The following is a 25,142-nucleotide window of genomic DNA, read 5'->3' as shown; positions in this document are numbered from 1 at the left end:
CCCGGAAGCTAAGCCTACCAGCGCCGATGATACTACCCTTTCGGGTGGAAAAGTAGGACACCGCCGAACACCCTTTAAGTCCCGGGCCCCCCAATTTCGATTGGGGGGCCCGGGCATTTTCTATTTGTTTGGAATTCCATTCAATGGCCGATAATGGCTAATCGAATAGCGTTGCAACTGGTGCGACACTATTCCTTTCCATATCGAGCAATTGCCTCTTGCGATCGAGTCCGCCGCCGTAGCCGGTGAGACTGCCATTCGCGCCGATGACCCGATGGCACGGCACAATTATGCCGACTGGATTATGGCCATTGGCCAAGCCGACGGCACGCGACGCCCCGGGCGACCCAATCTGCTGGGCGATCTCGCCATATGTTCGTGTCTCGCCGTACGGAATGGTCAGCAGAGCCGCCCACACCCGCCGTTGAAAGTCGGTGCCGACCATGTCCAGCTCGAGATCGAACTCCCGCAGGTCGCCGGCGAAGTACGCGTCGAGTTGAGCGACGGCGTCGGAGAAGGCGTCCTGATCGGGGTCCCATCCCTCTCGACTCGGCTCGTAGGTCTGGTCGATCATGCGCAGGTGCCGCAGTTGACCGTTGGTGCCGGCCAACGTGAGTGGTCCGACCGGGCTGTCGATGACACGGGATTGCAGTGTTTCCATCACTTCTCCTTCTGCGGGGCCTTCGGCGGCCAGTCGTTGACCTCGTGTTCGAGCGCGGTCCACAGGTGCTGTGTGGCGTAGGCCCGCCATGGTCGCCAGCGCAGGCTGTGCTCGGTGAGTGCCCGGACGTCGCTGGGCAGTCCGAGCGCCTTGGCGGCGAGTTGCACGCCGAGATCACTGGCTGGAAACGCATCGGGATCGCCGAGGCCGCGCATCGCGATGACCTCCGCGGTCCAGGGCCCCACGCCCGGCAGGGCCAGGAGCTGCTCACGGGCGCGGTTCCAGTCGCAGCCCGGACCCAGCGCGATCTCGCCATCAGCCAGCGCGCCGATGAGGGCGATGAGTGTCCGTTGCCGCGACTTCGGGAACGCGAGGTGCACCGGATCGATCTCGGCGAGCTGTGTGGCGTCCGGAAAAGTGTGGGTCAGGCCGCCGTTGGCGTCGTTGACCGGTGATCCGTAGGCCTCGGCGAGACGGCGGGCGTGCGTCCGGGCCGCCTTGATCGACACTTGCTGGCCGAGGACAACACGAACGGCCAGCTCCGCCTCGTCCACTGTCCGGGGGATCCGCTGTCCCGGTGCCTTGGCGACGAGGGCGTTCAGGTGCGCGTCGGCGCCAAGCGCGTCGACGACGGCCTCTGGATCGGCATCCAGGTCGAGGAGGCGGCGGCACCGGGCGATCGCGGTCGACAGGTCGCGGAAGTCGTCGAGCACCAGGTCGCACTGGACGTGATCGACCCGCGGCTGCAGGCTGACGATGCCGTGACCGGACGGCAGTCGGAGTGTCCGGCGGTAGGCGCTGCCACGCACCTCCTCGACACCGGGCACGGCGCTGGCGGCGAGGTGACCGAACAGGCCCTCGTACGCGAACGGAGCCCGTACGGGCAGGCGCAGCGATAGCGTGCCCGACCCGCCAGGCTCATGGCGGCCGAATTTGGTTCGGGCGCGTTGCCGCAGTTCGGTGGGTGTCAGTGCGCAAACCTCGCGGATCGTGTCGTTGAACTGGCGGATGCTCGAGAATCCCGCCGCGAAGGTGACGTCACCAAAGGGCAGGTCTGTCGTCTCGATGAGTATCCGGGCGGTCTGCGTGCGCTGGGCACGGGCCAACGCCAATGGGTTTGCCCCCACCTCGGCCTGCAGCAGTCGCTCGAGCTGCCTCGTCGTGTATCCGACGCGGGCGGCCAGACCGGTGACTCCCTCGCGGTCGACGGTGCCGTCGGCGATGAGCCGCATCGTGCGGGCCACAGCGTCAACGCGGACGTTCCACTCAGGGGATCCCGGGGATGCATCGGGCCGGCAGCGCTTGCACGCGCGGAACCCGGCGGCCTGTGCGGCCGCAGCCGTCGGAAGGAACTGCACATTGCGTGCGAACGGCGGCCGCACGGGACAACTCGGCCTGCAATAGATCTTCGTGGTCAGCACGGCCGTCACGAACCACCCGTCGAACCGGGCGTCCTTGGACTGGACTGCCCGGTAACAGCGGTCGAAATCTTCGTGCATGCTTCGACAATTACACGTCTGCTCTGACATCACTGGCGGAAAACCGACATCGATGTGGGGCACGCGGGCTAGTTCAGCTTTTCTGGGGGACTGGCCTAACGCAGTCGACCCATCGCGGAGACGTCACGCCGTTGCCGTTGCCGTGGTTGAAAGACAAGTGAGAGCTGCGCCGAGGACGGTGCCGAGCACAGCCAGCTACTCGCCGAGCACGGCCAGCTACTCGGTGATGTCGGTGGGCTGATGCCTAGGAGGACATCGCGCAGCACACCGCCGCCGACTCCCGTGAAGGCTGCGACGGCGCAGACCCCGAAGAGGTCGAGTCTCTTGCACACACCCACCAGTGCACCCGAGGCCGCAAAGGCGACCAGACTCACCCACTGCAGGATCTCGAGAACCACGGACTACGTGAAGTGTTTCGGGACTGCAGTATTGGCGGCCGCCGCGCGGCTCGCCACGGTCGTGCTGCCGAGGCTGCTGGTGCGGTGGTCCCTCATCGGCGCGGAGTGCTGGTGGAATCGCGGACGATCAGCTTGGGCTTGATGATGAGTGAGGTCGCGGTGCGCTTCTCGATGAGTTCGATGAGTTGTTCTGCCGCGGCGTGGCCCATGCGGGTGATGTCGGTGCGGACGCTTGTCAGCGGTGTCTCGAGGTACGCGGACTGGGGCAGGTCGTTGTAGCCGGCGACGGCGGTGTCACGGCCGATCTTGAGTCCGGCGTTGACGAGTGCACGTGAGGCGCCGATCGCCGTGTGGTCATTCGTGCAGAAGATGGCGGTCGGCGGTGCGGCGCGGTCGGCCAGTAGTGCTGTGACGGCGTCGAAACCGTCCTCCACCTGGAAGCCGCCGTGTGGTGCGATCCGCAGGCGGGCGCCCGATTCGGCCCTGATCGTGGCGGTGAATCCCTGGACGCGGTCGACGGCGGTGCGGGCTTGCGGAGGTCCGGGGATGACGGCGATGTCGCGGTGGCCGTTCTCCAGGAAGTGCGCAGCGACCAGATGGCCGCCGTACACGTCATCGGCGGCGAAGGAGAGCTCATCGTCGCAGCCGCGCATGGCGAACACGAAGGGCATCGCATGATTGGCGAGTTGGTGCGGGATCTCGTTGCCGATCTGGGAATCGCAGAGGATGAGTCCATCGACTCGACGCCCGAGCAGGGTCGATATCGCCGTCGTGCGGGTGTCGGTGTTGTCGTGAGTGGCGACGACGGTGGAGAGGTAGCCGCGGCTGCGGGCGGCCTCGTCGATCGCCGTGACGACCATGCCCATCACGATGTCGGTGAGCCGGGAGACCACGACACCCAGCAGGTGTGTGCGGCCGCTGCGCAGGTTCGCACCGTTGGGGTCGGCGACGAAACCGGTCTGCTCGGCGAGTTGTTGAACGCGGGCGATGGTGGCTGCGGCGACTCGCTTGTTGTCACCCCGAAGCGCCCGCGACACGGTGGAGACGTCGAGGCCGGCGAGTTCGGCGAGCTGTTTCATGCTCAGTTGAGGCAGGGTGCGTCCTCGGGATGGTGTCGTCATGTGCGTATTCGTCGTGGTTGCTGGTGGATCCTAACGCGCCAGCCCCGCAGTGGCGGCCCGGTCAATGCGGATCAGAGCGTTGAGGAGCACGGTGGCCCCGTCGACGATCTCCGCTGCGTGGGTGAACTCCTCGGGGCAATGGCTGCGACCGTCTTGGGAGGGGATGAAGATCATGGCGGTGGGGATCCGTTTGGCGATGATGGCGGCGTCATGCTCGGCTCCGCTGTAGAGGCGGGACTGACGCAGGCCGAGGTCGTCGGTGACACCCGCGCAGATGTCCAACAGCGGGGTGTCCATCAGCGCCGGGCTCTCGCTGGGGATCCAGTCGAGCTGCAGTTCCACACCGCGTTGGCTCGCCTGAGCCTGCGCAGCGACGTCGAGCTGGCAGGCGGCGTCGGCGAGCCAGTCCAGGTCTGGGCTGCGGAATTCGCCCGTGAGGGTGGCGATCTCGGTGATGACGTTGACGGCAGTGGGGGAGAAGGTCACCGCGCCTGTGGTGCCCCGCCCGTTGGGGTGCGACGAGGCGATCGCCTCAATGGCCAGCACGGTTCCGGCGGCTGCGCAGCCCGCGTCACGGCGATGGCTCATTGGTGTCGTGCCTGCGTGATCGCGCCGACCACTGAACAGACCGCGAAATCGGGTGATGCCGGTGATGGAGGTGACGAGACCGATCTGGCTGCCGTGGGCCTCCAGGTAAGGGCCCTGCTCGATGTGCAGTTCGAGGAAGGCCCGGATGGTGCCGGTTTCCACAGCGGCACTGAGCATGTCGGCGGCGTTGAGGCCGGCGCCTGGCAGTGCGTCACCCAGTCGGGTGCCGTGCTCGTCGCGACGGTTCAGGTCTACCGCGCTCAGGTGTCCCATGAGTGCGCGAGAACCCAGACAGCTGAGTCCGAACCGGTTGGGCTCCTCAGCGAAGAAGTCGACGACCATCAGGTCGTGCGTGAGCGTCGTGCTTGTCTCGCGCAGCGTGCGCACGGCTTCGAGTGCGGCAACGACGCCGACGTTGCCGTCGAAGCGTCCACCGCCCTCGACGGTGTCGGTGTGAGAACCGGTCATCAACGTGCCGGCGGCCGGATTGTCACCGGGCAGGATTCCGATGACGTTGCCTGCGGCGTCGATCCTCGAATCGAGACCGGCGTCCCGGAAGCGGCGCAGTACCCATTGACGGCCGGCGATGTCGATGTCGGTCAGCGCCTGGCGGGTGTAGCCGGGCGCCGTGTCATCGATCAACGAGGCCAGTTGAGTCAAGTCCTCGTCGATCCGGGTCGGCTCGACGAGGGTGGCTGGAGCGTGAACGGTCACCGGATGTCCACCGCTATGGCCTTCACCTGGGTGAACTCGTCGAGGGCGTACCGGCTGCCGAGACGGCCGCGGCCCGACAGCCGACCTGCCGCGCCACCGAACGGGACGCTGTACTCCCAGTAGTTGGTGGTGTCGTTGACGACGACCAGACCGCAGTCGATCTGCTCGGCCATCGCGAACGCCTTGGAGACGTTGGTGGTGAACACGGCCCCGACCAGGCCGAAGTCGCCGGAGTTCGCAGCGGCGAGAAGCTGATCCTCGTCGCCGAGGACGGAGATCGAGGCGACCGGCCCGAACGTCTCCTCGGTGAAGATCCGGGCGTCGTTGGCGACGTTGGTCAAGACCGTGGCGGGGTAGTAGTAACCGTCACCGGTGATCGCCGCCCCGCCGGTGAGCACCGTGGCTCCGTTGGTGACGGCGTTTTCGATGAGGGCGTCGAATCGGTCGATGCTGGCGGCCAGATGGACCGGCCCGAGGGTGGTGGAGTCGTCGAGCGGTGAACCGCTGACCCTCCGGATGGCCTGTTCGGTCAGTGCCGCAGCGAGATCGTCGGCGATTGCTGCGGTGGTCAGGATCTTGCCTGCGGCGCTGCAGACCTGCCCGGCGTTGAAGAACGCGGACGCGCCGATTGCCTCGGCGGTGCGCTCCAGGTCGGCGTCGGGGAGCACGACGATGGGTGAGTTACCGCCCAACTCAAGTAGCAGGCGCTTGTCCCAGGCGGCCTTGGCGATCGCATGCCCGGTGGTGCTCCCGCCGGTGAAACCGACGGCGACGACTCCTGGGTGCGTGACCAGGTGGTTGGCGGTGGCCACTTCATCGGTCAGAATCAACTGCAACAGTTCCTGCGGAAAGTCCGCCTCCAGCAGCACTTTTCGAAGTTCGGCGGCGACAGCAGCGGTGGTGGGCGCCGGTTTCCACACGACCGCGTTGCCGCTGACCAAACCGGGGCCGATGTACTCGACCGGGATGTTGACCGGGAAGTTCCACGGCGTGATGACGGCCCAGACACCGATTCCGGTGCGGCGTACGAGCACCCGCTTGTGCGGATCCTGAACATGAGGCACCTCGCCGGAGGCGGACAGCGCCGCGTCGGCGGCGCTGTCGAAACCGGCAGCGGCGAAGGCGATCTCGCCGCGTGCCTCGGTGATCGGCTTGCCGTGTTCACTGGACAGGACCGTCGCCAGACGCTCGGCGTTCGACCGGATGGCCGCTGCCGCTGAGCGTGCCCATCCTGCCCTGGTATGGGCAGTCTCGCGGGCGTACCTGCCGTACGCTCTCTGCGCGGCGCTGACGGCGAGGTCGACGTCGCCTGTACTCGCGGCGCCGACTGCGGCAAGCGGTTGGGCCGTCGAGGGGTCGATCGTGTCGAAGACGCGGTCACCCGATCTCCACTCGCGGTCGATCCACGATTCGGTCACCAGGTCGGTCGGGGCGGCGTTACTGGCGGTCATCGTTTCTCCTCGAATCCGGCGCGGTGTGACACGAGTAAACGTAGCAAGCATTCAGTCACTTGCCAATCGTTTGGCGTCGATCTACCGTGTGTCCGACGTCGAGTCGAGCTCCGTACTTCGACGACGGGTGCGTTGTGCGCGTCGAGCGTCCGGGCGGCGGCATCCGGTGCGTCGATTATTGGAGGTGGTCAGGATGGCGAGTGCTGTCGATGAGGTGGTCGATCTTGTGAGCACCTTGATTCAGTTCGACACATCCAATACCGGCGATCCCGAGACCACGAACGGCGAACGGGACTGTGCGCACTGGGTGGCGGCGAAGCTCGAAGAGGTGGGGTATCGCACGGAGTACGTCGAGGGTGGTGCACCTGGTCGCGGCAATCTGGTGACCCGACTGGCCGGCTCGGATCCAACGCGTGGCGCGTTACTGATTCACGGGCACCTTGACGTTGTGCCCGCCGAAGCCGCCGATTGGAGTGTGCATCCGTTCTCGGGGGCGGTCGAGGGCGGTTACGTGTGGGGCCGCGGCGCGGTCGACATGAAGAACATGGTGGGTATGACGGTTGCGGTCGCGCGGTATTTGAAGCGCGAGAACATCGTACCGCCAAGGGATTTGGTGTTCGCATTCGTTGCCGACGAGGAGGCGGGTAGCAAGCACGGTGCGCAGTGGCTGGTCGATCATCGTCCAGACCTCTTCGACGGGGTGACGGAGGCGATCGGTGAGGTGGGCGGCTTCTCGTTGACGATCCCACGGCGCGACGGTGACGACCGCAGGTTGTATTTGATTGAGACCGCGGAGAAGAGCATGTCGTGGATGCGCCTGACCTCGCGGGGTCAACCGGGGCACGGCTCGTTCACCCACGACCACAATGCGGTGACCACGGTGGCCAAGGCGGTGGCGCGGCTGGGCGAGCACGAGTTCCCCGTCGTGCTGACCGAACCCGTGACGCAGCTGCTCGCCGCGATCAGTGAGGAGACCGGGTACGGATTCGACGGGGACGATCTCGACGGTGCCGTCGCCAAACTGGGGTCGATATCGCGGATCATCGGAGCGACGCTGCGCGACACCGCGAACCCGACGATGCTGCAGGCGGGCTACAAGGCGAATGTGGTTCCCGCCAGCGCCGAGGCGATCATCGATTGTCGCATTCTGCCCGGTCGTCGAGCAGCCTTCGAGGCGACGGTGGACGAGCTTCTTGGTCCACACGTCACTCGGGAATGGATCACCGACTTGCCGACGTATGAGACCACGTTCGACGGTGAGCTGGTCGAGGCGATGACCGCGGCCCTGTTGCGCGCTGACCCCGGCGCTAGGCCGGTACCGTACATGTTGTCCGGGGGTACAGATGCGAAGGCGTTCGCGCGGTTGGGGATTCGCTGCTTCGGGTTCGCTCCTCTGCGGCTGCCGGCGGATTTGGACTTCGCTGCCCTGTTTCACGGAATCGATGAGCGGGTGCCGATCTCGGCGTTGGAGTTCGGCGTCGAGGTGCTCCTCGACTTCGTGATGCACTGCTGAGCTCCGTGCCGGTGCTGGCACGGGAGACGAGATCGCCTGTGCCACTTGAGTGCGTGAGTGCTTGAACTCAGCATTCCAGGACGTCAACGGCCACGACGTCGCCCGCCACGGCGTTGCCGTCGACGGGTTGGCCAGCTATAAAGACGGGATCGTCGTCACTTGCCTGCACTCCGGTGGTCGCAGCCGATGTGGGCAGCGCGTCTGGCGCCACACGGTCGCCGTCAGCGAGGCACGCGCACGGTACCTGCCCGCGTGCTCGCCAACGGAAGTCGACCTGTGTGCGCAGACGTCTCGCAGGCGATCGAACTGCCAGTTCAGGACTCCAACACGCCCTCGCGGAGAGCCCGATCGCAAAGCGTTTGCAACTGCGGGGTTGTGTGATCGACCTTTCGGACTTATCGTTTACCAAACGTTTGGCATGACGTGCCTCACACCCCCCAATCCATCTCGACCCTTGGAGGAACACGCCAGTGACTGCACTCGAGGAACGACGGGCAACGGCCCCGACGGCTGATGTACTGGCCAGTCTGACCGCTGAGGAAATCGCCGCGGTGCGCACCATCGTGTCCACGCCGGAGCGCATCGGCGCGTACACGCGCTTCGTCTACGTGGGATTGATCGAACCATCGAAGCGCGACGTCTTGGCTTACGAGGCCGGCACCGCACCATGCCCGCCACGGATCGCGCGCGTCATGCTCCTGGACCTGCGGTCGGGACTGGCGCAGGACCTACGGGTCGACCTCACCGCGCAGGCTGTGGTGGCAGAGGCAGTCGTAGACGGTGCTGACGGTCACGTGCCGATGTTGATCGAAGAGAACGACATGATCGTCCCGATCCTGCAGGCTGATGAGACATGGCGCGCAGCGATGAGTGCGCGCGGACTCGATCCCGACAAGGTGATGCCGTGCGGCCTCTCGGCGGGACACTACGGACACGCCAATGAGCACGGACGCCGCGTCATCCGCTGTCTCGGCTTCTATCGGGAGAGTCCGGACGACATGATCTGGGCCCGTCCCGTCGACGGTGTGTGCGCCTACGTCGACACGGTCGCCCAGGAGGTCATCGAGGTCGTCGATGATCGCCATCTGCCGGTTCCCGAGGAGACCACCAACTTTCACCAGGCCGAGTACTGCGGCCCGACGCTGGACACGCTGAAGCCGATCGACATCACCCAGCCCGAGGGACCGTCGTTCACCGTGGACGGCGCCAGCGTGGAATGGGCGAACTGGAAGTTCCGGGTGTCGTTCGACGCGCGCGAGGGTCTGATCCTGCGTCAGCTGAGCTTCACCGACGGCGGGGTGGACAGGCCGGTTCTCTACCGCGCGTCGATCGCCGAGATGGTGGTTCCCTACGCGGATCCCTCCCCAACGCGATACTGGCAGAACTACTTCGACACCGGCGAGTACCTATTCGGCCGATTCACCAACTCGTTGAAGCTGGGCTGCGACTGTCTCGGTGAGATCCACTACTTCGATGCTGCCCTCGCCGATGAGTCCGGCAACCCGCAGACCATCACGAATGCGATCTGCATGCACGAAGAGGACTTCGGCACGCTGTGGAAGCACACCGACCACTACACCAAGACGTCCGACGTGCGGCGCTCTCGAAGGTTGGTGATCAGCTCCTTCACGACCGTGGGCAACTACGACTACGGGTTCTACTGGTACCTGTACCTCGACGGCACCATCGAATGCGAGGCGAAGCTCACCGGGGTGCTGTTCCCGTCGTCGTATCCCGGAACTGACTACCCGTATGCCAGTGAAGTCGGCCCCGGTGTCGGGGCGCCGTATCACCAGCACATGTTCTGCGCACGCTTGGACATGATGGTCGACGGTGTGAACAACAGCGTGGTGGAGATCGATGCCAAGCGTATCCCGATGGGCCCAGACAACCCGTGGGGCAACGCATTCACGAACACCGTCACCCCGATCGCATCGGAGTCTGAGGGTGGTCGGCTGGCCGATTCGACACGGAGTCGGACATGGCACGTCCTAAACAAGGACAAGACCAATCGTCTCGACCAGCATCCGGCCTATGCGCTCTACCCGCATGACAGCCCCACCATGCTCGCCGACGAGAACTCCAGCATCAGTGCCCGCGCGAACTATGCCACGAAGCACCTGTGGGTCACCGCTTATGACCCCGAGGAACGCTATCCCGCAGGTGATCTCGTCAATCAGAATCCTGGCGGCGCGGGTCTCCCGCAGTGGATGGCCAACGACCGCAATCTCGAGCAGGCCGACGTCGTGCTGTGGCACGCATTCGCGATCACGCACTTCCCGCGGCCCGAGGACTGGCCGGTCATGCCCGTCGACTACGTGAAGTTCGCGCTCAAGCCGCACGGCTTCTTCGACCGCAGTCCCGTGCTCAACATCCCCAAACAGGATGGCGGCCACTGCAATTCCGGAGGCGCCGACACCTGCCACTAGTCTGCTCGGCCCGTCCGGCCGGTCACGCCGTCGATCGGCCGGACACAACGCTCACGCCACTCCCCGCCGCGGCAGACTCCTGCGCCGCCGACTTCGCCGACGTCTCGGCGCCACATTCTCTTCGCTGCGATCAGGAGCAGTAATGAATCAATCGGCATCCACGCCGCATATGGAGCCCACTCTCGGGCTGCGATCGGTGGTCTTCTTCGGTCTGGCCTACATGGGCCCGCTCATCGGCATCGGCATCTTTGGGGTCATCGCGACCAAGAGTCAGGGCGCTGCCGCGGGCGCCATGGTTCTGGCCACCGTCGCGATCCTGTTCACCGCCATCAGTTATGGCACGATGGCGCGACGCCACCCCGCGTCTGGCAGTGCATACACGTACGCACGCAAGACGATCGGCCCCCGCGTCGGATTCATGGTCGGTTGGTCGATCCTGCTGGACTACCTGTTCATCCCGCTGGTCATATGGCTGGTCGGTGCGGAGTATCTGTCAGCGCAGTTCCCCGGTGTGCCCAAGGCGGTATGGGTCATCGCATTCGTCGCGTTGACCACCCTCATCAACTATTTCGGGATCAAGGTGGCTGACCGGGCCAACTTCCTGTTCGTGCTGTTCGAAGTCCTGGTCCTAGGTTTCTACCTGGTGTTCTCGATGGCTCACATCTGGGGCGGAGGCGGCGCGGGGGCGATGCTCACCCTGGAACCGTTCATTGGCGTGGTCGAGCAACTGGGCCCCATCGCAGCTGGCGCTGCGGTGGCGGCGTACTTGTTCCTGGGATTCGACGCGGTGAGCACCCTGAGCGAGGAGACGAAGAACGCCGAGCGGAACATTCCCCGAGGCATCGTGCTCATCGCGCTGATCGGTGGCGCAATCTTCATCTTCACTCTCTATCTGTTGTCGATCATCGAGCCAGGCAGTGAACTCTCCGATTCCATCGGGTCGGATATCGCCAAGACCATCGGCGGTAACCTCTTCGCTGCCATCTTCTTGGCGGCCCTGGTATGCCAGCAGTTCACGGCGGGTATTGCCGCTCAAGCCAGTTCGGCACGACTGATGTACGCCATGGGGCGCGATGGGGTCTTTCCACGACGGTTCTTCGCCAAGCTGTCGGAGCGTTACCTCACACCGATCAACGGCATCCTCGTCTGTGGTGTCATCGGCCTCGGAGCGATCTGGTTGACACTGACGGTGTCGACGTCATTCATCAACTTCGGTGCGTTCCTCGGCTTCACCATGGTCAATGTGTCGGTCCTGGCGTACTTCCTACGCCACCGCGCCCAAGAGAAGCTCAATCCCTTGATCTATGTCGTGTGCCCCATCATCGGCGCGGCAGTGGACATCTTCCTGTTGTTGTCACTGGACAGCACCGCCAAGGTCCTGGGCGGCATCTGGGTGGGACTGGGATTCGTCTACTTACTGGTGCTTACCCGTGGGTTCCGCAGGCCACCACCGGAACTCGACACCGACGCGGTGGTCGTCGATCCTCAACCGACATCCGACGCCGCGGCGATTCCACGGACCCGCTGACACGTTCACACGGTGGTTCCCGGGCCAGTCAGATCCTGGGAATCACGGTGTGCGTCGTCCCGGTTATCGACAGGGAGGTCGGCTCCATGACTCTCCATCACACCTCGGCGCGCTTTGCGGCAATAGGCCGCAGGACGTGCGCCATCATGGCCGTTGGCTCGGCGGGCCTACATCTGACGATGCTGAGCCAGTCTGTCTTCGCCCTCGCCGCTCTACCCGTGGCGCTAATGGCTGCCGCCTGCCTGATGTGTGCGCGCGAACTCTGGCGTGACGCCTCGCTACGCACGTGGTGCATGGTGGCCGTGATGAACCTAGCCATGATCGCAGCCCACTGGTCGATACCCGGGTGCGGGCACAATTCCACCGCCGCAGCAACCCAGGCAGCGCCAGGGACCTTGCTGGTCGTCGCCACCATCGTGTCCGTCGTGGAGACGACGATCGCCACCGTGGTGATGATCATCCAGACGCATCGACGGGCTCGGCACCTCTTCCCGGGGCCCAACGGACCAATGATGGCACCGTTGCATCGGCTTGACGCCGCGGATCATTAGCGCGTGGCCGGCGAGACGGACATGATCGCTACATGAGCCTGCTCACCCTGCCCACCGCGACGCTCGACGATGCCGAGGTGGCCAACGCCCTCGAGCGATCGGTGGGGCTGATCAATCCGGTTCTCGACGCGCTGGCGGGTATCGACCTTCTCGGCTTGAAGAAGCGGACGCACCGTCTCGGCGCCTCCGATGACGCGGTCGACAAAGCGCTGGACGTGCTGGCCTGGGTGCTCAACACGGCCGACGTGCCGGGCACGAAGGCCTGGGACGAGAAGGACCTCGACGCCCGTGTCGACTGGTGGGTACGGCGGGTCGGAGCACTCGACACGCTGCTGGTCGCCTTCCCGGGTGTGTTCGGCGTGATCGCCGATCGGCTGCCGATTCAGGATCTGCTGGGCTTCTCCAATCAGTCGATCGTGTTGTGCGCGGTGGCCCGCGAGCATGGCATCGAGGACCGCGATCTCCAGGTTCGACTGCTCGCCTCGGTGATGTGTGATCGCGAGCTGACCGCGATGGAGGCCGAGGCCGACACAGGGGAGCCCGACGAGTCACGCCCGGCGGACACCAACCTGGTGAGCAGGCTCTGGCACTTCGTCGGGGTCGCCCGCGCAGCCAACGATGAACTGGTCAAGCGGCATCGTCCGCGGGCGGTCTTCCGCTATCTCGGCATGCTGCCCGCGGTGGGTGCGGTCGCGGACTACCTCGGCGAGTACGGCGCGCTCGTGCGGGCCGCCAAGGAGGGGCAGACGTGGATCGTCCAGCACACCGCGCCTGCAACCACGTGACGTAGCTGGATTGGGCACGCATCGCCGCCGGCGCTGGTATAACGAGAAATCGGATATTAGCTACGCCACAGTAAGGGGCGCCCGCGCTATGTCAGCGACTCTCTCGACGACCAAGGCATCGCGCGGTGCCGCCAGATTCGTGGGCCGGGTCGGCGCACTGGCAGTGGCACTCGGAATCGGCGTGGCCATCGCCAACAACCCCGCCGTAGCGTTCGCCGACGACGGTGGATCGGATTCGTCGTCGTCCTCGGCGGGGACGTCCTCATCGAGCGCGTCGAATGACAACGCCGCGCCCACCGGGACAACCAAGACGACCAAGACCAAGGACACGAGGCCAGATCAGAAGGCTGACTCCGAGACCGCCGGAGACCGCGCATCCGAGGCCGGGGCTGACGCGGACACCGAGGAAATCGGGAAGCCCCGCACGCCCAACAAGCGGACCAAACCGACACTTCGGACGTCTGCCACCGCAGACCGCGTGGCAGAGACCGCGGCGGACCCGTCATCCGAGCCGGCGGAGCGCGATGACGCGCCTGACTCCCAAGACGTAGTCGTCCACACACTGGCCGCGGCCGACGAAGACACCACAGGGACCGCGGGCGCCGCCGAGACCATCGCTGCGAAAGCCCCACCCGCCGCGCCCGCGCCAGCACCGGCGCTCTGGGCGACGCTGGCCTGGGCGCGCCGCGAGATCGGGCACATAGCCAATCCCGCAGCCAATCCGTCACCCAATCCGGCAGGGACGGGCACCGTCGCGGCAACGGCCTCAACGGCAGGCACCTCGACCTCGACGGCCTCGACGGCGCCGGTCGAGCCCGCCGTGTCGATCACCGCCACCAGCCCGCTGGGCACCCAACAGCAACTCGACGCTGAGCGGATCGCGTGGCGGACCGTCAACACGCTGCCGGTCGCACTGATGAAGGTGGTGCTGCTGGCCGGATTCCAGGCAGCGGCCAATCAACAGTTCTCCGAAGTCGGCGGACCCGACCGAGCCAACCTCGGTCAACTGGGGGCCGCGATCGACGAGTACGCCATGGCCGCGGCGTTTCAGCAGCAGCTCCTCAACTCGAACGCGCCGACGGTCGTCATGCAGGTGGCGCCCGGGCACACCTGGTACGGCCAGCGGGTGCCCGGTTCGCGCATCCTCTACGACAACCCGGACACGGTGTACCGCTTCATGGGTGTCAACGGGGCGTCGTCGTACGTCATCCGGGGCCGCTTCGAGGGGGAGGTCCCCGCGGACACGACGTTCAGCGTGCTGACCGGATTGACCGGAAACACCGCCTCGGTCCTGACCAAGGACGAGTTGGTGATCAACCCCGACGGCACGTTCACCATCACCGCCGACAGGAATCCCGCCAATGGCAGGGTGAACCATCTTCAACTCACATCTGACTCGACGATCATCGCGACGCGGAACACGTTGGCCGACTGGGGGACTGAAGTGCCCATGAGTCTGGAGATCAAGCGGGTCGGCGGTCCGCCCAACAGTCTGTTCAGCCAGCTCGGCGGATTCGCGATCCCGGGGCTGGGGAAGTTCGTGGTGGAGAATCCGCTGCTGACCTCGCTGGTGTCGTTGATCCCGCCGCTGCCGTATGAGCCGCCGCTGCTGCGGGGCATCTTCACAGCGGTGATCATGGCGCTGGGTATTCAGCGGGAGGCCACCTACATGGCGGTGGCCACGACCGATCCGGTGACCGGTGAGCGCATCCCGCCGAATGTGTTGAAGAACCCCACCCGCAATGCGGAATTCCTTGCCACACAGTTGCAGAGCGCAGGCTACTTCCAGCTGGCCGACGACGAGGCGCTGGTCGTCACGATCGATCCGGGCAACGCCGGCTACTTCGTCGTTCCGGTGACCAACGACTGGACGATCTCAAAGGACTACTGGAATCAGCAGACCAGCCTCAACAACGCGCAGGCCCTCGTCAACGACGACCTGACCACCTACACCGTCGTGATCTCGAAATCCGATCCCGGCGTCGCGAACTGGGTGTCCACCGGTGGCCTCAACCAGGGCACGATCTCCATGAGATTCCAGGATCTCGATCCCAACGCGCCCGACGATCTGCCGACCGTGACGTCTCGCGTCGTCAAGCTCAGCGAGCTCGACAGCGCCCTGCCCGACGGCACCGTCTACTACACACCGGCGCAGCGAGCGGCGCAGCTGGCGGAGCGCAAGGCGGGCTTCGACAACCGCTTCGCACCGTATCCGCAGCCCTGAACCTAGACTCGGGCTCGTGGCCCAACTGGTGCAGCAGTACCTGGACCGTATCCGTGCCGAGCACGCCGACGTGACCGACGGCGCGCTGGCCGATTACATTCCGGAACTGGCTCGCGTGGATCCAAACCGATTCGCGCTGTCGCTGTCCTCGGGTGATGGCTTCGTCTACGAATCCGGCGATGCCGAAGTGGAATTCACCATTCAGTCCATCTCGAAGCCCTTCACCTACGCGCTGGCGCTCGACCGTATCGGCACCGCCGCGGTGGATGCGAAGATCGGCGTCGAGCCCTCGGGCGAGGCCTTCAACGAGATCAGTGTCGACCAGATCACCAAGACGCCGAAGAACCCGATGATCAATGCCGGTGCGATCGCCGCGGTCTCGCTGGTGCCCGCAGCCACGCCCGACGAGCGCTTCGAGTCGATCCGTGACTTCTACTCCGGGTTCGCGGGCAGGCGCCTGGAACTCGATGCCGAGGTCTACGCCTCGGAGAAGGCAACCGGTAATCGAAACCGCGCGATCGCCTACATGTTGGCCAGTTTCGGCGTTCTCGACGATGATCCCGACGACGTGCTCGACGTCTACTTCCGGCAGTGCTCACTCAACGTCACGTCGACCGATTTGGCACGGATGGCCGCCACACTCGCCCGCGGTGGCGTCAACCCCATGACAGGTCGCCGAGTCACCAACGCGTCGGTGGTGAAGCGGACGCTGTCGGTGATGGTCACGTGTGGCATGTACGACGCGACGGGGGACTGGGTCAGCGCCGTCGGCATGCCCGCGAAGAGTGGCGTCGGCGGCGGGATCGTCGCGGTCCTGCCCGGGCAACTGGGCATCGGTGTCTACTCGCCGCTGCTGGACGCCAAGGGAAACAGTGTTCGCGGAGTCCGCCTGTGCCGCAGCCTGTCCGAGCAACTCGGTCTGCACTTCCTCACCGTGTCCCGCGACTCGCGGGCGACGCTGCGTGCGGTGTACCAGCCGCGCGCCGGCATCCGTGTCTACGAGACGCATGGCGATCTACTGTTCTGCGGCGCGGAGCAGGTGATTCGCACGGTCGAACGGGACAAGGGCGAGTTCGACGTCGCCATCCTCGACGTGTCCCGGGTGGACGATATCGACGACGCCGCACGCGGGATGCTGTCGGGAATGAGTGCCGCGCTTCGGGCGTACGGCAGGGTCGGCTACGTCGTCGACCCGGATCGCATCGTGATCCCGGCCGATTCGGAGTTCGAGGCGATGCGCTACCTCAGCGTCGACGACGCCGTTGCCGCAGCCGAAGCCGAAGCCAGGCCGCAGCGCTGAGCGCGGTCAGCGCTGGATTGGGCAGGCGACGTCGACGGAGACCGTCGTCGTCCCAGTCTGATTCGGCGTGGCGGTGCCGGGGTTCTTTATCGAGGTCACGGTGCATGTGGTGAGCAGCGCCGTGTTACCGCTCGGCACTCCGTTCACGTCCACGACGTAACCCTGTTCCTGGAGTTCCTCGATAACCGCGGAGGCCGACTCGGTGTCGATGTCGGGGTCCGCCGTGGCGGTGTGCGTGACGGTCATCGCGAAGGCAAGGACGGCAAATGCCGGTGCAAGGTGTCGCATTGCGGACATGTCGGAGCCCTCTCGGTGGAACTCAGAACGCCTGAGTCTTGGCTGTGAGACTGTCCAGACGGTAATGCCCGCGCCAACGCGTTGAGGGCTTCTAGATCGGCGTGGCGAGTCTTGTGGCCTCATCGTGACCTCGCAGAGTCACCATGTCGCCCAATCGCCAACGGGCGCTTTCGGCGTCACCCGCGTTGCCGACCATCTCCGCCGTGGCGACCAGGTGGCCCGGCAGATTCTTCGACAGCTCGCACAGCCGGGCCGCCTCGTGGACGGGCTCGCCGATCACGGTGTACTCGAACCGCTCCTTGGCGCCGACGTTGCCTGCCACCACCTGGCCGGCGGCCACACCGATGCCCGCCTGACACTCGGGTACCTCGGCGCGCAACCGCTCCGCCATCGCCCTCGCGGCCGAAAGTGCCTCAGCCTCGGCGTTGTCGAGCGACACCGGCACGCCGAAGACGGCAAGCACCGCGTCACCCTCGAACTTGTTGACCAGACCGTGGTGACGGTCGACCTCGTCGACAACGACGGCGAAGAACCGATTGAGAAGTTCGACCACCTCGACGGCGGGCCTGCTGGTGACCAGCTTCGTCGAGTCGGTGATGTCGACGAATATCACCGCGGCATGCCGTTCCTCGCCGCCCAGCTGCGGCCGCTCCCTCTCGGCCAGCGCGGCCACCTCACGGCCGACGTGCCTGCCGAACAGGTCGCGCACCCGTTCGCGCTCGCGCAGACCGCCCACCATCGAGTTGAAACCCCGCTGTAGCTGGCCGAGTTCGGTGCCGTCGAAGACCACCAGGTTGGTGTCCAGGTCGCCCTGCTCGACGCGGTTGAGGGCCGCAGCCACCACGCGGACCGGTGTCACGGTGAGCCACGCCAGGATCCACATCAGGATGAAGCCGAAGACCAGCGCGAACAACGCCAGGATCATCACCGCGACCGTGAACTGTGTCGGCGTCACGTTGTGCAGTGACAGCGTGATGATGGCGGCCAGCAGGATACCCAGCACGGGCACGCCGGAGCCGAACGCCCACACGGTCAGCGTCCGGCCCATGATGCCGGGTGCGAAACGGCGAGGCGGGGGCCCCACCTCGAGGGCTTGCGCGGCGACGGGGCGGAGCGCGAACTCGGTGAACAGGTAACAGCTGGCCGACACGACGATGCCGGGAAAGCTGATGCCCAGCAGGACCTTCGGGATGTAGCTGGTGTCCTGCAGCCCGTAGAGAACGGTCAGCACGACGGTGCCGCCACCCCACAGCGCCAGCAGGACGCGGGTGAGGCGCCACGGCGCGAAGAAGGTATTGCGCTGGTCCTCGGGTGTCGGTTCGCGTTCCTCGAGCGCCCACCGGACGTTATTGATGACTCGGTTGGTCGCCCAGATGACCCCGACCACGAAAGCCAGCGCGATGTAGGCAGGCGCGGCCGCGAACGTGATCCACAGGACCCGTGAGTCGAAGACGCTCGGCACCGGAAAGGTGACCGTGACGACGAGGAAGGCGACACCGATCCCGACGAGGTTGGCGCCGAGGACGAACGTCGTGAGGATTATCTGGATGCGGACACGGCGACGGCTCTGACTCTCCGAGACCCGGCCCAGGATCCACGACCCGTACTCGGGAGTCGCCGGCCCGCGACCGCTCTGGTTGGTGACCTTCTCGAGCACCCGGCCAAGACGCTGCGCGCTGCTCTTTCTGTCCGTCATCGTGGCGCCAGCCTAGTGATGGTCGCGGCACAAACTATGGTGGTTCGGTGCGCCTCGTCATTGCTTCGTGCACCGTCGACTACGTCGGTCGCCTCACAGCCCATCTTCCATCGGCTCGGAGGCTGCTTCTGTTCAAGTCCGACGGTTCGGTCAGCGTGCACGCCGACGACCGCGCCTACAAGCCGCTCAACTGGATGAGCCCGCCGTGCTGGGTCACCGAGGAGAACGACGGTGCGCTGGTGTGGGTGGTGGAGAACAAGGCGGGTGAGCAGCTACGCATCACGGTCGAGGACGTCGAGCACGACTCGAGCCACGAGTTGGGCGTCGACCCCGGTCTGGTCAAGGACGGTGTCGAGGCCCATCTGCAGGAGCTGCTCGCCGAGCATGTCGAGCTTCTCGGTGTGGGTTACACGCTGGTGCGTCGCGAGTACATGACGGCCATCGGGCCGGTGGACCTGCTGTGTCGTGACGAACTGGGCAAGTCGGTGGCCGTGGAGATCAAGCGACGGGGCGAGATCGACGGTGTGGAACAACTCACCCGGTACCTCGACCTGCTCAACAGGGACAGCGTGATCGCACCCGTCGCCGGCGTGTTCGCCGCCCAGCAGATCAAGCCGCAGGCGCGCACACTCGCCACTGACCGCGGAATCCGTTGCGTGACATTGGATTACGACCAGATGCGGGGTTTGGACAGCAACGAGTTCCGGCTGTTCTGAGCGCCTAGACTCCAGGCATGCCCAAGCGTCGACCCCCGCCTCGCAAACCGCGGACGCTACCGCCGTCGCTGGCCGGGCGTCGCATCGAGCAGGGACCCGACGGCTACGACTACGAGGTGAAGCCCGTCGCGGGCTCGCGGGCCACCAAGATCTACCGATGCCCGGGCTGCGACCACGAGATCAGGCCGGGTACGGCGCATGTGGTGGCGTGGCCCGCCGATGCGGGGGAGTCGGCCGTCGACGATCGCCGGCACTGGCACACCGCGTGCTGGGCCAACCGGATGACCCGGAATCCCACCCGAAGGTGGTCCTAGGGGATCAGTGCTCTGCGTCGGCCGCGGGCTCGACGAGTTCCACCAGCACGCCGCCGGCGTCCTTGGGGTGGATGAAGTTGATCCGCGAGTTCGATGTGCCCTTGCGCGGGACGTCGTACAGAAGGCGGATGCCCTGCTCGCGCAGGCGGTCGCTGAGGGCTTCGATGTCGCTGACGCGATAGGCGAACTGCTGCAGGCCGGGGCCGCGCTTGTCGAGGAACTTGGCGATGGTCGACGTCTCGTCGAGAGGTGCCATCAACTGCACCTGCGCGCTGCCCTTGGCCGCCCCGCGAACCGACAGCATCGCCTCGCGAATGCCCTGCTCCTCGTTGACCTCTTCGTGCAGCACGATCATCCCCAGATGGTCGTGGTACCACTTGATGGCGACATCGAGATCGGGGACTGCAATCCCGACGTGATCGATCGCCGTCACCAGCGCACTTGCGAGCGCCGGACGGGCATCTAGATGCTCGGTGGTCATCTCGTAACGGTAACCTTTACCTGAATGTTTGAGGAATGTGTGATCGGCCACATGGCGCGGATCCCAACTCTTGGAGGTAGAAATGACGACGTCGGTGATCGTTGCTGGAGCCCGTACTCCCATGGGCAAGTTCATGGGTTCGCTCAAGGACTTCTCGGGCACTGATCTGGGCGCCGTCGCCATCAAGGGCGCGCTGGAGAAGGCGGGCGTCGATGCCTCGGCGGTTGATTACGTCATCATGGGTCAGGTGCTGACCGCGGGTGCGGGTCAGATGCCGGCTCGTCAGGCCGCCGTCGCCGCGGGTATCGGCTGGGACGTGCCCGCGCTGACCATCAACAAGATGTGCCTGTCGGGTATCGATGCCATTGCGCTCGCCGACCAGCTGATCCGGGCCGGGGAGTTCGAGGTGGTGGTCGCCGGCGGTCAGGAGTCGATGAGCCAGGCCCCGCATCTGCTGCCCAAGAGCCGCGAGGGCCTCAAGTACGGCAACGCCACGCTGGTGGACCATCTGGCCTACGACGGCCTGCACGATGTGTTCACCGACCAGCCGATGGGCGCGCTCACCGAGCAGCGCAACGATGTCGACCAGTTCACCCGCGAACAGCAGGATGAGTTCGCCGCCGGGTCCCATCAGAAGGCCGCCGCAGCGTGGAAGGACGGCGTCTTCGCAGATGAGGTCGTTCCCGTGTCCATCCCGCAGCGCAAGGGCGACCCGATCGAGTTCAACGAGGATGAGGGCATCCGCGCCAACACCACCGCCGAGTCGCTGGGCGGACTCAAGCCCGCGTTCCGCAAGGGCGGCACCATCACCGCGGGCTCGGCATCGCAGATCTCTGACGGTGCATGCGCGGTGGTCGTGATGAGCAAGGCGAAGGCAGAGGCGCTCGGGCTTAGCTGGTTGGCTGAGATCGGTGCGCACGGCGTCGTCGCAGGCCCCGACTCAACCCTGCAGAGCCAACCCGCGAACGCCATCAAGAAGGCGATCGCCAAGGAGGGCATCACCGTCGAGCAGCTCGACGTCATCGAGATCAACGAGGCATTCGCCGCGGTCTCGTTGGCCTCGACGAAGGAGCTGGGCGTGGACGCCGAGAAGGTGAACATCAACGGTGGTGCCATCGCGGTCGGCCACCCGATCGGCATGTCGGGTGCTCGGATCACGCTGCACGCCGCGCTTGAACTGGCGCGACGGGGGTCGGGCTATGCCGTGGCGGCGCTGTGCGGTGCCGGCGGACAGGGCGACGCGCTGGTCCTGCGGAGGCCCTGAACGCTGAGAGGGCCCTCAGCGTGATCAACGACGCTACGTAGTAGTCCGCCTCGGTTTCGGGCACAATGGCGGCCATGACGAGCTTTTTGAGTGGCCCACGCGCTGGCGCAAAGGTCGCAGGTTGGTTCCGGTTGGTGGCCCTGGCCGAGGCCTTCAGCTGGGTAGGCCTGCTGGTCGGGATGTACTTCAAGTACGTGGGTTCGCCCCAGACGGAGATCGGCGTGAAGATCTTCGGCCCGCTGCACGGCGGGATCTTCATGGCGTTCGTCGTGGTCGCCGTGCTGGCTGGGATCGCGTTCAAGTGGGGCGCGCTCACCTGGATCCTCGCTGCGCTGGGCAGCGTCGTGCCGTTAGCCAGTGTGATCTTCGTCATCTGGGCAGATCGCACGGGCCGCCTGGGAGACAAAGGCCTGGCAGCGAAGGATTCTGTGGCGTCCGCTCAGACGGCCACCGAAGCGGCGTGACAAACTGAGGGTGTGACACGTCCCCGTCCTTCCATCGGCCCCGCATTGGCCGGAGCGGTTGATCTCTCGGCGCTGAAGAACCCACCCCCGGCCTCGCCGACGGGCGCGGGCGGAGCGGATCCGACCGTTCCTGGCGTAGAGGTCACCGAGGCGAACTTCGAGACCGAGGTTCTCGCCAGGTCCAACCAGGTGCCCGTCGTGGTGCTGCTGTGGACTCCGCGCAGTGCGTCCAGCGTGCAACTCGCTGAGATGCTGGGGGCGCTGGCCGATGCCGACGGCGGCAAGTGGGCATTGGCCACTGTCAACGTCGACGTCGCGCCACAGGTCGCGCAGGCCTTCGGCGCTCAGGGCGTGCCCACCGTCGTCGCGCTGGCGGCAGGGCAGCCGCTGTCCAGCTTCCAGGGCGCACAGCCCCCCGAGCAGCTGCGCCGCTGGGTCGACTCGCTGTTGGACGCCACCGCGGGCAAGTTGGAGGGCGGGCCCGAGGAGGCCGAGGCGGTCGACCCCGAGCTAGAGGAAGCGCGTGCGCACCTCGACGCGGGCGACTTCGACGCCGCACTCGCCGCGTATCAGGCGATCCTCGACGCCAAGCCCAATCACGACGAGGCCACCGGCGCCATCCGTCAGATTGTCTTTCTGCAGCGGGCGACGGCGCAGCCGCCGGAGGCCGTCGCACTCGCCGATGCCAGCCCCGACGATATCGACGCCGCGTTCGCCGCGGCCGACGTCGAGACCGTGACGCAGAATCCCGCGGCCGCGTTCGACCGCCTGATCGGGTTGGTCAAGCGCACCGCGGGCGACGACCGCACCAGGGTGCGCACACGGCTCATCGAGCTGTTCGAACTGTTCGATCCCGCCGACCCCGACGTCATCGCCGGTCGGCGCAACCTCGCCAACGCGCTCTACTAGCTCGCGAGGGAAACTGGAGGCGTCAGGCCGGCTCGAACCACAGCGCCGCCAGCGGAGGCAGCACCATCACCGCGGACGCCGGCCTGCCGTGCCACGGCTCGTCGGTGGCCTCGACCGCACCGAGATTGCCGATGCCGGTGCCGTTGTAGGTCGTCGCGTCGGTGTTGAGCACCTCGCGCCATGACCCCGAGTGCGGCAGGCCCAACCGATAGGACGCGTGCTCTGTTCCCGAGAAGTTGAACACGCACGCCATGACGGAGCCGTCGTCACCGAAGCGCAGGAAGCTCAGCACGTTGTTCGCGGAGTCGTTGGCGTCGATCCACGAATAGCCCTCATGGCTGGTGTCGCGCGACCACAGGGCGCGGCGGTCCTGGTAGATACCGTTCATATCGCGGACGAAACGGGCAAGACCGTTGGAGAAGCTGTTCTCGCTCAACTGATGCCAGTCGACGCCCCGCTCATCGGACCACTCGGCGCGCTGGCCGAACTCCTGGCCCATGAACAGGAGCTGCTTGCCCGGGTGCGCCCACTGGTAGGCCAGCAGGCCGCGCAGCCCGGCTGCCTTGGCGTGGTCGTCGCCCGGCATCCGGGTCCACAGTGTGCCCTTGCCGTGTACCACCTCGTCGTGACTGATCGGCAGGACGAAGTTCTCGCTGAACGCATAGAGCATCGAGAAGGTGATCTCATGATGGTGAAAGCTGCGGTGAATCGGGTCACGCTTGATGAACTCCAGCGTGTCGTTCATCCAGCCCATATTCCACTTCATTGAGAAGCCAAGTCCGCCAAGGTTCGTCGGACGGGTCACACCCGGCCACGACGTCGACTCCTCGGCGATTGTCACGATGCCCGGCGTGGCCTTGTGGACCGTCGCGTTCATCTCCTGCAGGAACTGGACGGCCTCCAGGTTCTCGCGCCCACCGTGAATGTTGGGTGTCCAACCGTCGGCAGGCCGTGAGTAGTCCAGATAGAGCATCGAGGCGACGGCGTCCACGCGCAGGCCGTCGATGTGGTATTCCTGCAGCCAGTAGAGGGCGTTGGCGACCAGGAAGTTTCGCACCTCGGCCCGGCCGAAGTCGAAGACGTATGTGCCCCAGTCGAGTTGCTCGCCACGATGCGGATCTGAATGCTCGTACAGCGGTGTGCCGTCGAACCGGCCGAGTGCCCAGGCGTCCTTCGGGAAGTGCGCGGGAACCCAGTCGACGATCACGCCGATCCCCGCGCGGTGCAGTTGGTCGACCAGGTACCGGAAGTCGTCAGGGCTTCCCAGCCGTGATGTCGGCGCGTAGTACGACGTCACCTGATAACCCCACGATCCGCCGAACGGATGCTCGGCGACCGGCAGCATCTCGACATGTGTGAAGCCCTGCTCGACCACATATTCGGTGAGTTCAGTGGCGAGTTCGCGGTAGCTCAGGCCGGGCCGCCACGACATCAGGTGCACCTCGTAGGTGCTCATCGGTTCGAAGACCGGATTGCGCAACGCACGCTGCGACATCCATTCGGCATCGCCCCAGGTGTACTCGCTCTTGGTGACACGTGATGCCCGCGCGGGTGGGACCTCGGCGGCAAACGCCATCGGATCGGCGCGCTCGGTGGTCACACCGTCAGCGCCGTGCACGCGGAACTTGTACAGGCCGTCGGTGGGGAAACCCGGCCAGAACAGCTCCCACACGCCGGTCGACCCCAGGACGCGCAGCGGCGCCTCATTCCCGTCCCAGTGATTGAACTCGCCGATCAGGCTGACGCCCTTGGCGTTCGGCGCCCACACCGCGAATGAGACACCGTCGACGACGCCATCGGCCGTGGTGAAGCTTCGGGGGTGTGCGCCGAGGACCTCCCACAACCGCTCGTGCCGACCCTCGGCGAACAGGTGCAGATCGACCTCGCCAAGCGTGGGCAGGAACCGGTAGGCATCCGCGGTGCTGTACACCACGGGCGCGTCGTCCTCCGTGGCGCCGGGATAGCTGATCTCGAGTCGATAGTCGATCAGGTTCGTGAACGGAACCGCCACCGCGAAGAGACCGGCCTCGACGTGGTTGAGCGGGTAGCGCTCGTCGCCGATCACGGCGACGACCTCGCGAGCCCATGGCCGTAGCGCCCGGATCACGGTGTGTTGGCCGTACTCATGCGCACCCAGAATCGAGTGCGGATCGTGGTGCTCGCCGGCGAGCAGTCTGCGCAGGTCCGCGGCATCGGGTCGGAGGTGCACGCCGTTGAGCGAGTTAGTGCGGGTCATATG

22 protein-coding genes and 1 pseudogene are annotated in these 25,142 nt (G+C 65.7%); 12 read left to right on the top strand and 11 right to left on the bottom strand.

The features are described from left to right. Positions 1-157 precede the first annotated feature (157 nt). The 6 genes and pseudogenes from ACZY0X_RS28850 to ACZY0X_RS28825 all read right to left on the bottom strand — a co-directional run bounded on the left by ACZY0X_RS28850 (position 158) and on the right by ACZY0X_RS28825 (position 6,432). On the bottom strand, positions 158-661 hold the full coding sequence (locus ACZY0X_RS28850; RefSeq protein WP_463775277.1) for a methylated-DNA--[protein]-cysteine S-methyltransferase: 504 nt from the start codon (positions 659-661) through the stop codon (positions 158-160). Next, entirely contained in the window at positions 661-2,160 is a 1,500-nt protein-coding gene (locus ACZY0X_RS28845; protein WP_463775276.1) for an AlkA N-terminal domain-containing protein, read from the bottom strand. Before ACZY0X_RS28845 ends, ACZY0X_RS28850 begins: the two co-directional genes overlap by 1 nt. A 209-nt stretch (positions 2,161-2,369) precedes the next feature. Beyond that, positions 2,370-2,558, bottom strand: a pseudogene (locus ACZY0X_RS28840) (TRIC cation channel family protein); the annotation flags it as partial. Between the two features lie 92 nt (positions 2,559-2,650). Continuing rightward, positions 2,651-3,679: a LacI family DNA-binding transcriptional regulator gene (locus ACZY0X_RS28835; protein WP_463775274.1), complete on the bottom strand. Its 1,029-nt coding sequence runs from the start codon at positions 3,677-3,679 to the stop codon at positions 2,651-2,653. A gap of 30 nt (positions 3,680-3,709) precedes the next feature. Then, positions 3,710-4,981 (bottom strand): hydantoinase/carbamoylase family amidase, encoded by a 1,272-nt coding sequence (locus ACZY0X_RS28830; protein ID WP_463775272.1) that lies wholly within the window; start codon positions 4,979-4,981, stop codon positions 3,710-3,712. After that, positions 4,978-6,432 carry an aldehyde dehydrogenase family protein gene (locus ACZY0X_RS28825; protein WP_463775271.1) on the bottom strand — a complete coding sequence of 485 codons (1,455 nt, stop codon included), beginning with the start codon at positions 6,430-6,432 and terminating at the stop codon, positions 4,978-4,980. Before ACZY0X_RS28825 ends, ACZY0X_RS28830 begins: the two co-directional genes overlap by 4 nt. Before the next feature lie 193 nt (positions 6,433-6,625). On the opposite strand from ACZY0X_RS28825, the gene ACZY0X_RS28820 reads away from it, so the two are divergent. Beyond that, complete coding sequence (locus tag ACZY0X_RS28820) at positions 6,626-7,945, top strand: M20/M25/M40 family metallo-hydrolase (protein WP_463775270.1); 1,320 nt, start codon at positions 6,626-6,628, stop codon at positions 7,943-7,945. 67 nt (positions 7,946-8,012) lie between these two features. Here the strand turns inward: ACZY0X_RS28820 and ACZY0X_RS28815 are convergent, their stop codons facing one another. Continuing rightward, positions 8,013-8,156 carry a hypothetical protein gene (locus ACZY0X_RS28815; RefSeq protein WP_463775268.1) on the bottom strand — a complete coding sequence of 48 codons (144 nt, stop codon included), beginning with the start codon at positions 8,154-8,156 and terminating at the stop codon, positions 8,013-8,015. A gap of 259 nt (positions 8,157-8,415) precedes the next feature. Between ACZY0X_RS28815 and ACZY0X_RS28810 the strand changes: the two genes are divergently transcribed. From ACZY0X_RS28810 to glsA, 6 genes are all read left to right on the top strand, one after another. Further along, on the top strand, positions 8,416-10,374 hold the full coding sequence (locus ACZY0X_RS28810; RefSeq protein ID WP_463775267.1) for a primary-amine oxidase: 1,959 nt from the start codon (positions 8,416-8,418) through the stop codon (positions 10,372-10,374). 142 nt (positions 10,375-10,516) lie between these two features. Further along, positions 10,517-11,902 (top strand): APC family permease, encoded by a 1,386-nt coding sequence (locus ACZY0X_RS28805; RefSeq protein ID WP_463775265.1) that lies wholly within the window; start codon positions 10,517-10,519, stop codon positions 11,900-11,902. 86 nt (positions 11,903-11,988) lie between these two features. Continuing rightward, a complete protein-coding gene (locus ACZY0X_RS28800) occupies positions 11,989-12,453 on the top strand; it encodes a hypothetical protein (RefSeq protein WP_463775264.1) in 465 nt (154 codons plus the stop codon). Between the two features lie 32 nt (positions 12,454-12,485). Next, positions 12,486-13,238, top strand: coding sequence for a hypothetical protein (locus ACZY0X_RS28795; RefSeq protein ID WP_463775263.1), 753 nt, complete (start codon positions 12,486-12,488; stop codon positions 13,236-13,238). Positions 13,239-13,326: 88 nt separating this feature from the next. Beyond that, positions 13,327-15,462: a hypothetical protein gene (locus ACZY0X_RS28790; RefSeq protein WP_463775262.1), complete on the top strand. Its 2,136-nt coding sequence runs from the start codon at positions 13,327-13,329 to the stop codon at positions 15,460-15,462. A 16-nt stretch (positions 15,463-15,478) separates the two neighbouring features. Next, positions 15,479-16,762 carry a glutaminase A gene (gene glsA, locus ACZY0X_RS28785; RefSeq protein WP_463775260.1) on the top strand — a complete coding sequence of 428 codons (1,284 nt, stop codon included), beginning with the start codon at positions 15,479-15,481 and terminating at the stop codon, positions 16,760-16,762. A 6-nt stretch (positions 16,763-16,768) separates the two neighbouring features. Here glsA and ACZY0X_RS28780 read toward each other — a convergent pair whose 3' ends face one another. Together ACZY0X_RS28780 and ACZY0X_RS28775 are read right to left on the bottom strand one after the other, a co-directional pair. Further along, a complete protein-coding gene (locus tag ACZY0X_RS28780; RefSeq protein WP_463775259.1) occupies positions 16,769-17,059 on the bottom strand; it encodes a hypothetical protein in 291 nt (96 codons plus the stop codon). A 91-nt stretch (positions 17,060-17,150) separates the two neighbouring features. Then, positions 17,151-18,755, bottom strand: a complete 1,605-nt coding sequence (locus tag ACZY0X_RS28775) for an adenylate/guanylate cyclase domain-containing protein (protein WP_463775258.1) — start codon at positions 18,753-18,755, stop codon at positions 17,151-17,153. 47 nt (positions 18,756-18,802) lie between these two features. Between ACZY0X_RS28775 and nucS the strand changes: the two genes are divergently transcribed. Beyond that, the gene (nucS, locus tag ACZY0X_RS28770) at positions 18,803-19,471 is read left to right on the top strand and encodes an endonuclease NucS (protein ID WP_463775256.1); all 669 of its coding nucleotides are present in this window, start codon (positions 18,803-18,805) and stop codon (positions 19,469-19,471) included. Between the two features lie 17 nt (positions 19,472-19,488). Beyond that, a complete protein-coding gene (locus ACZY0X_RS28765) occupies positions 19,489-19,785 on the top strand; it encodes a hypothetical protein (RefSeq protein WP_463775254.1) in 297 nt (98 codons plus the stop codon). A gap of 4 nt (positions 19,786-19,789) precedes the next feature. On the opposite strand, the gene mce is transcribed toward ACZY0X_RS28765, so the two are convergent. Continuing rightward, on the bottom strand, positions 19,790-20,266 hold the full coding sequence (gene mce / locus ACZY0X_RS28760; protein WP_354525954.1) for a methylmalonyl-CoA epimerase: 477 nt from the start codon (positions 20,264-20,266) through the stop codon (positions 19,790-19,792). Positions 20,267-20,348: 82 nt separating this feature from the next. Between mce and ACZY0X_RS28755 the strand changes: the two genes are divergently transcribed. The 3 genes from ACZY0X_RS28755 to ACZY0X_RS28745 all read left to right on the top strand — a co-directional run bounded on the left by ACZY0X_RS28755 (position 20,349) and on the right by ACZY0X_RS28745 (position 22,903). After that, complete coding sequence (locus tag ACZY0X_RS28755) at positions 20,349-21,530, top strand: acetyl-CoA C-acetyltransferase (RefSeq protein WP_463775253.1); 1,182 nt, start codon at positions 20,349-20,351, stop codon at positions 21,528-21,530. A 74-nt stretch (positions 21,531-21,604) separates the two neighbouring features. Then, positions 21,605-21,994 (top strand): DUF3817 domain-containing protein, encoded by a 390-nt coding sequence (locus ACZY0X_RS28750; protein ID WP_463775252.1) that lies wholly within the window; start codon positions 21,605-21,607, stop codon positions 21,992-21,994. Between the two features lie 12 nt (positions 21,995-22,006). Next, complete coding sequence (locus ACZY0X_RS28745; protein WP_463775250.1) at positions 22,007-22,903, top strand: tetratricopeptide repeat protein; 897 nt, start codon at positions 22,007-22,009, stop codon at positions 22,901-22,903. 22 nt (positions 22,904-22,925) lie between these two features. On the opposite strand, the gene glgB is transcribed toward ACZY0X_RS28745, so the two are convergent. Next, positions 22,926-25,139, bottom strand: a complete 2,214-nt coding sequence (gene glgB, locus ACZY0X_RS28740) for a 1,4-alpha-glucan branching protein GlgB (RefSeq protein ID WP_463775248.1) — start codon at positions 25,137-25,139, stop codon at positions 22,926-22,928. Between the last annotated feature and the right edge of the window lie 3 nt (positions 25,140-25,142).

It is taken from the genome of Mycobacterium sp. IDUB_39 (genome assembly GCF_055419205.1).
Note: the sequence above shows the minus strand (reverse complement) of the source record. Positions and strands in the feature narration are given on the sequence as shown.

Excerpts from the sequence above, each read along its gene's own strand:
- ACZY0X_RS28850 (WP_463775277.1), bottom strand. The coding sequence starts at position 661 with ATGGAAACACTGCAATCCCGTGTCATCGACAGCCCGGTCGGACCACTC.
- ACZY0X_RS28845 (WP_463775276.1), bottom strand. The coding sequence starts at position 2,160 with ATGCACGAAGATTTCGACCGCTGTTACCGGGCAGTCCAGTCCAAGGAC.
- ACZY0X_RS28835 (WP_463775274.1), bottom strand. The coding sequence starts at position 3,679 with ATGACGACACCATCCCGAGGACGCACCCTGCCTCAACTGAGCATGAAA.
- ACZY0X_RS28825 (WP_463775271.1), bottom strand. The coding sequence starts at position 6,432 with ATGACCGCCAGTAACGCCGCCCCGACCGACCTGGTGACCGAATCGTGG.
- ACZY0X_RS28820 (WP_463775270.1), top strand. The coding sequence starts at position 6,626 with ATGGCGAGTGCTGTCGATGAGGTGGTCGATCTTGTGAGCACCTTGATT.
- ACZY0X_RS28805 (WP_463775265.1), top strand. The coding sequence starts at position 10,517 with ATGAATCAATCGGCATCCACGCCGCATATGGAGCCCACTCTCGGGCTG.
- ACZY0X_RS28800 (WP_463775264.1), top strand. The coding sequence starts at position 11,989 with ATGACTCTCCATCACACCTCGGCGCGCTTTGCGGCAATAGGCCGCAGG.
- ACZY0X_RS28795 (WP_463775263.1), top strand. The coding sequence starts at position 12,486 with ATGAGCCTGCTCACCCTGCCCACCGCGACGCTCGACGATGCCGAGGTG.
- ACZY0X_RS28790 (WP_463775262.1), top strand. The coding sequence starts at position 13,327 with ATGTCAGCGACTCTCTCGACGACCAAGGCATCGCGCGGTGCCGCCAGA.
- ACZY0X_RS28780 (WP_463775259.1), bottom strand. The coding sequence starts at position 17,059 with ATGTCCGCAATGCGACACCTTGCACCGGCATTTGCCGTCCTTGCCTTC.
- ACZY0X_RS28775 (WP_463775258.1), bottom strand. The coding sequence starts at position 18,755 with ATGACGGACAGAAAGAGCAGCGCGCAGCGTCTTGGCCGGGTGCTCGAG.
- ACZY0X_RS28765 (WP_463775254.1), top strand. The coding sequence starts at position 19,489 with ATGCCCAAGCGTCGACCCCCGCCTCGCAAACCGCGGACGCTACCGCCG.
- mce (WP_354525954.1), bottom strand. The coding sequence starts at position 20,266 with ATGACCACCGAGCATCTAGATGCCCGTCCGGCGCTCGCAAGTGCGCTG.
- ACZY0X_RS28755 (WP_463775253.1), top strand. The coding sequence starts at position 20,349 with ATGACGACGTCGGTGATCGTTGCTGGAGCCCGTACTCCCATGGGCAAG.
- ACZY0X_RS28750 (WP_463775252.1), top strand. The coding sequence starts at position 21,605 with ATGACGAGCTTTTTGAGTGGCCCACGCGCTGGCGCAAAGGTCGCAGGT.
- glgB (WP_463775248.1), bottom strand. The coding sequence starts at position 25,139 with ATGACCCGCACTAACTCGCTCAACGGCGTGCACCTCCGACCCGATGCC.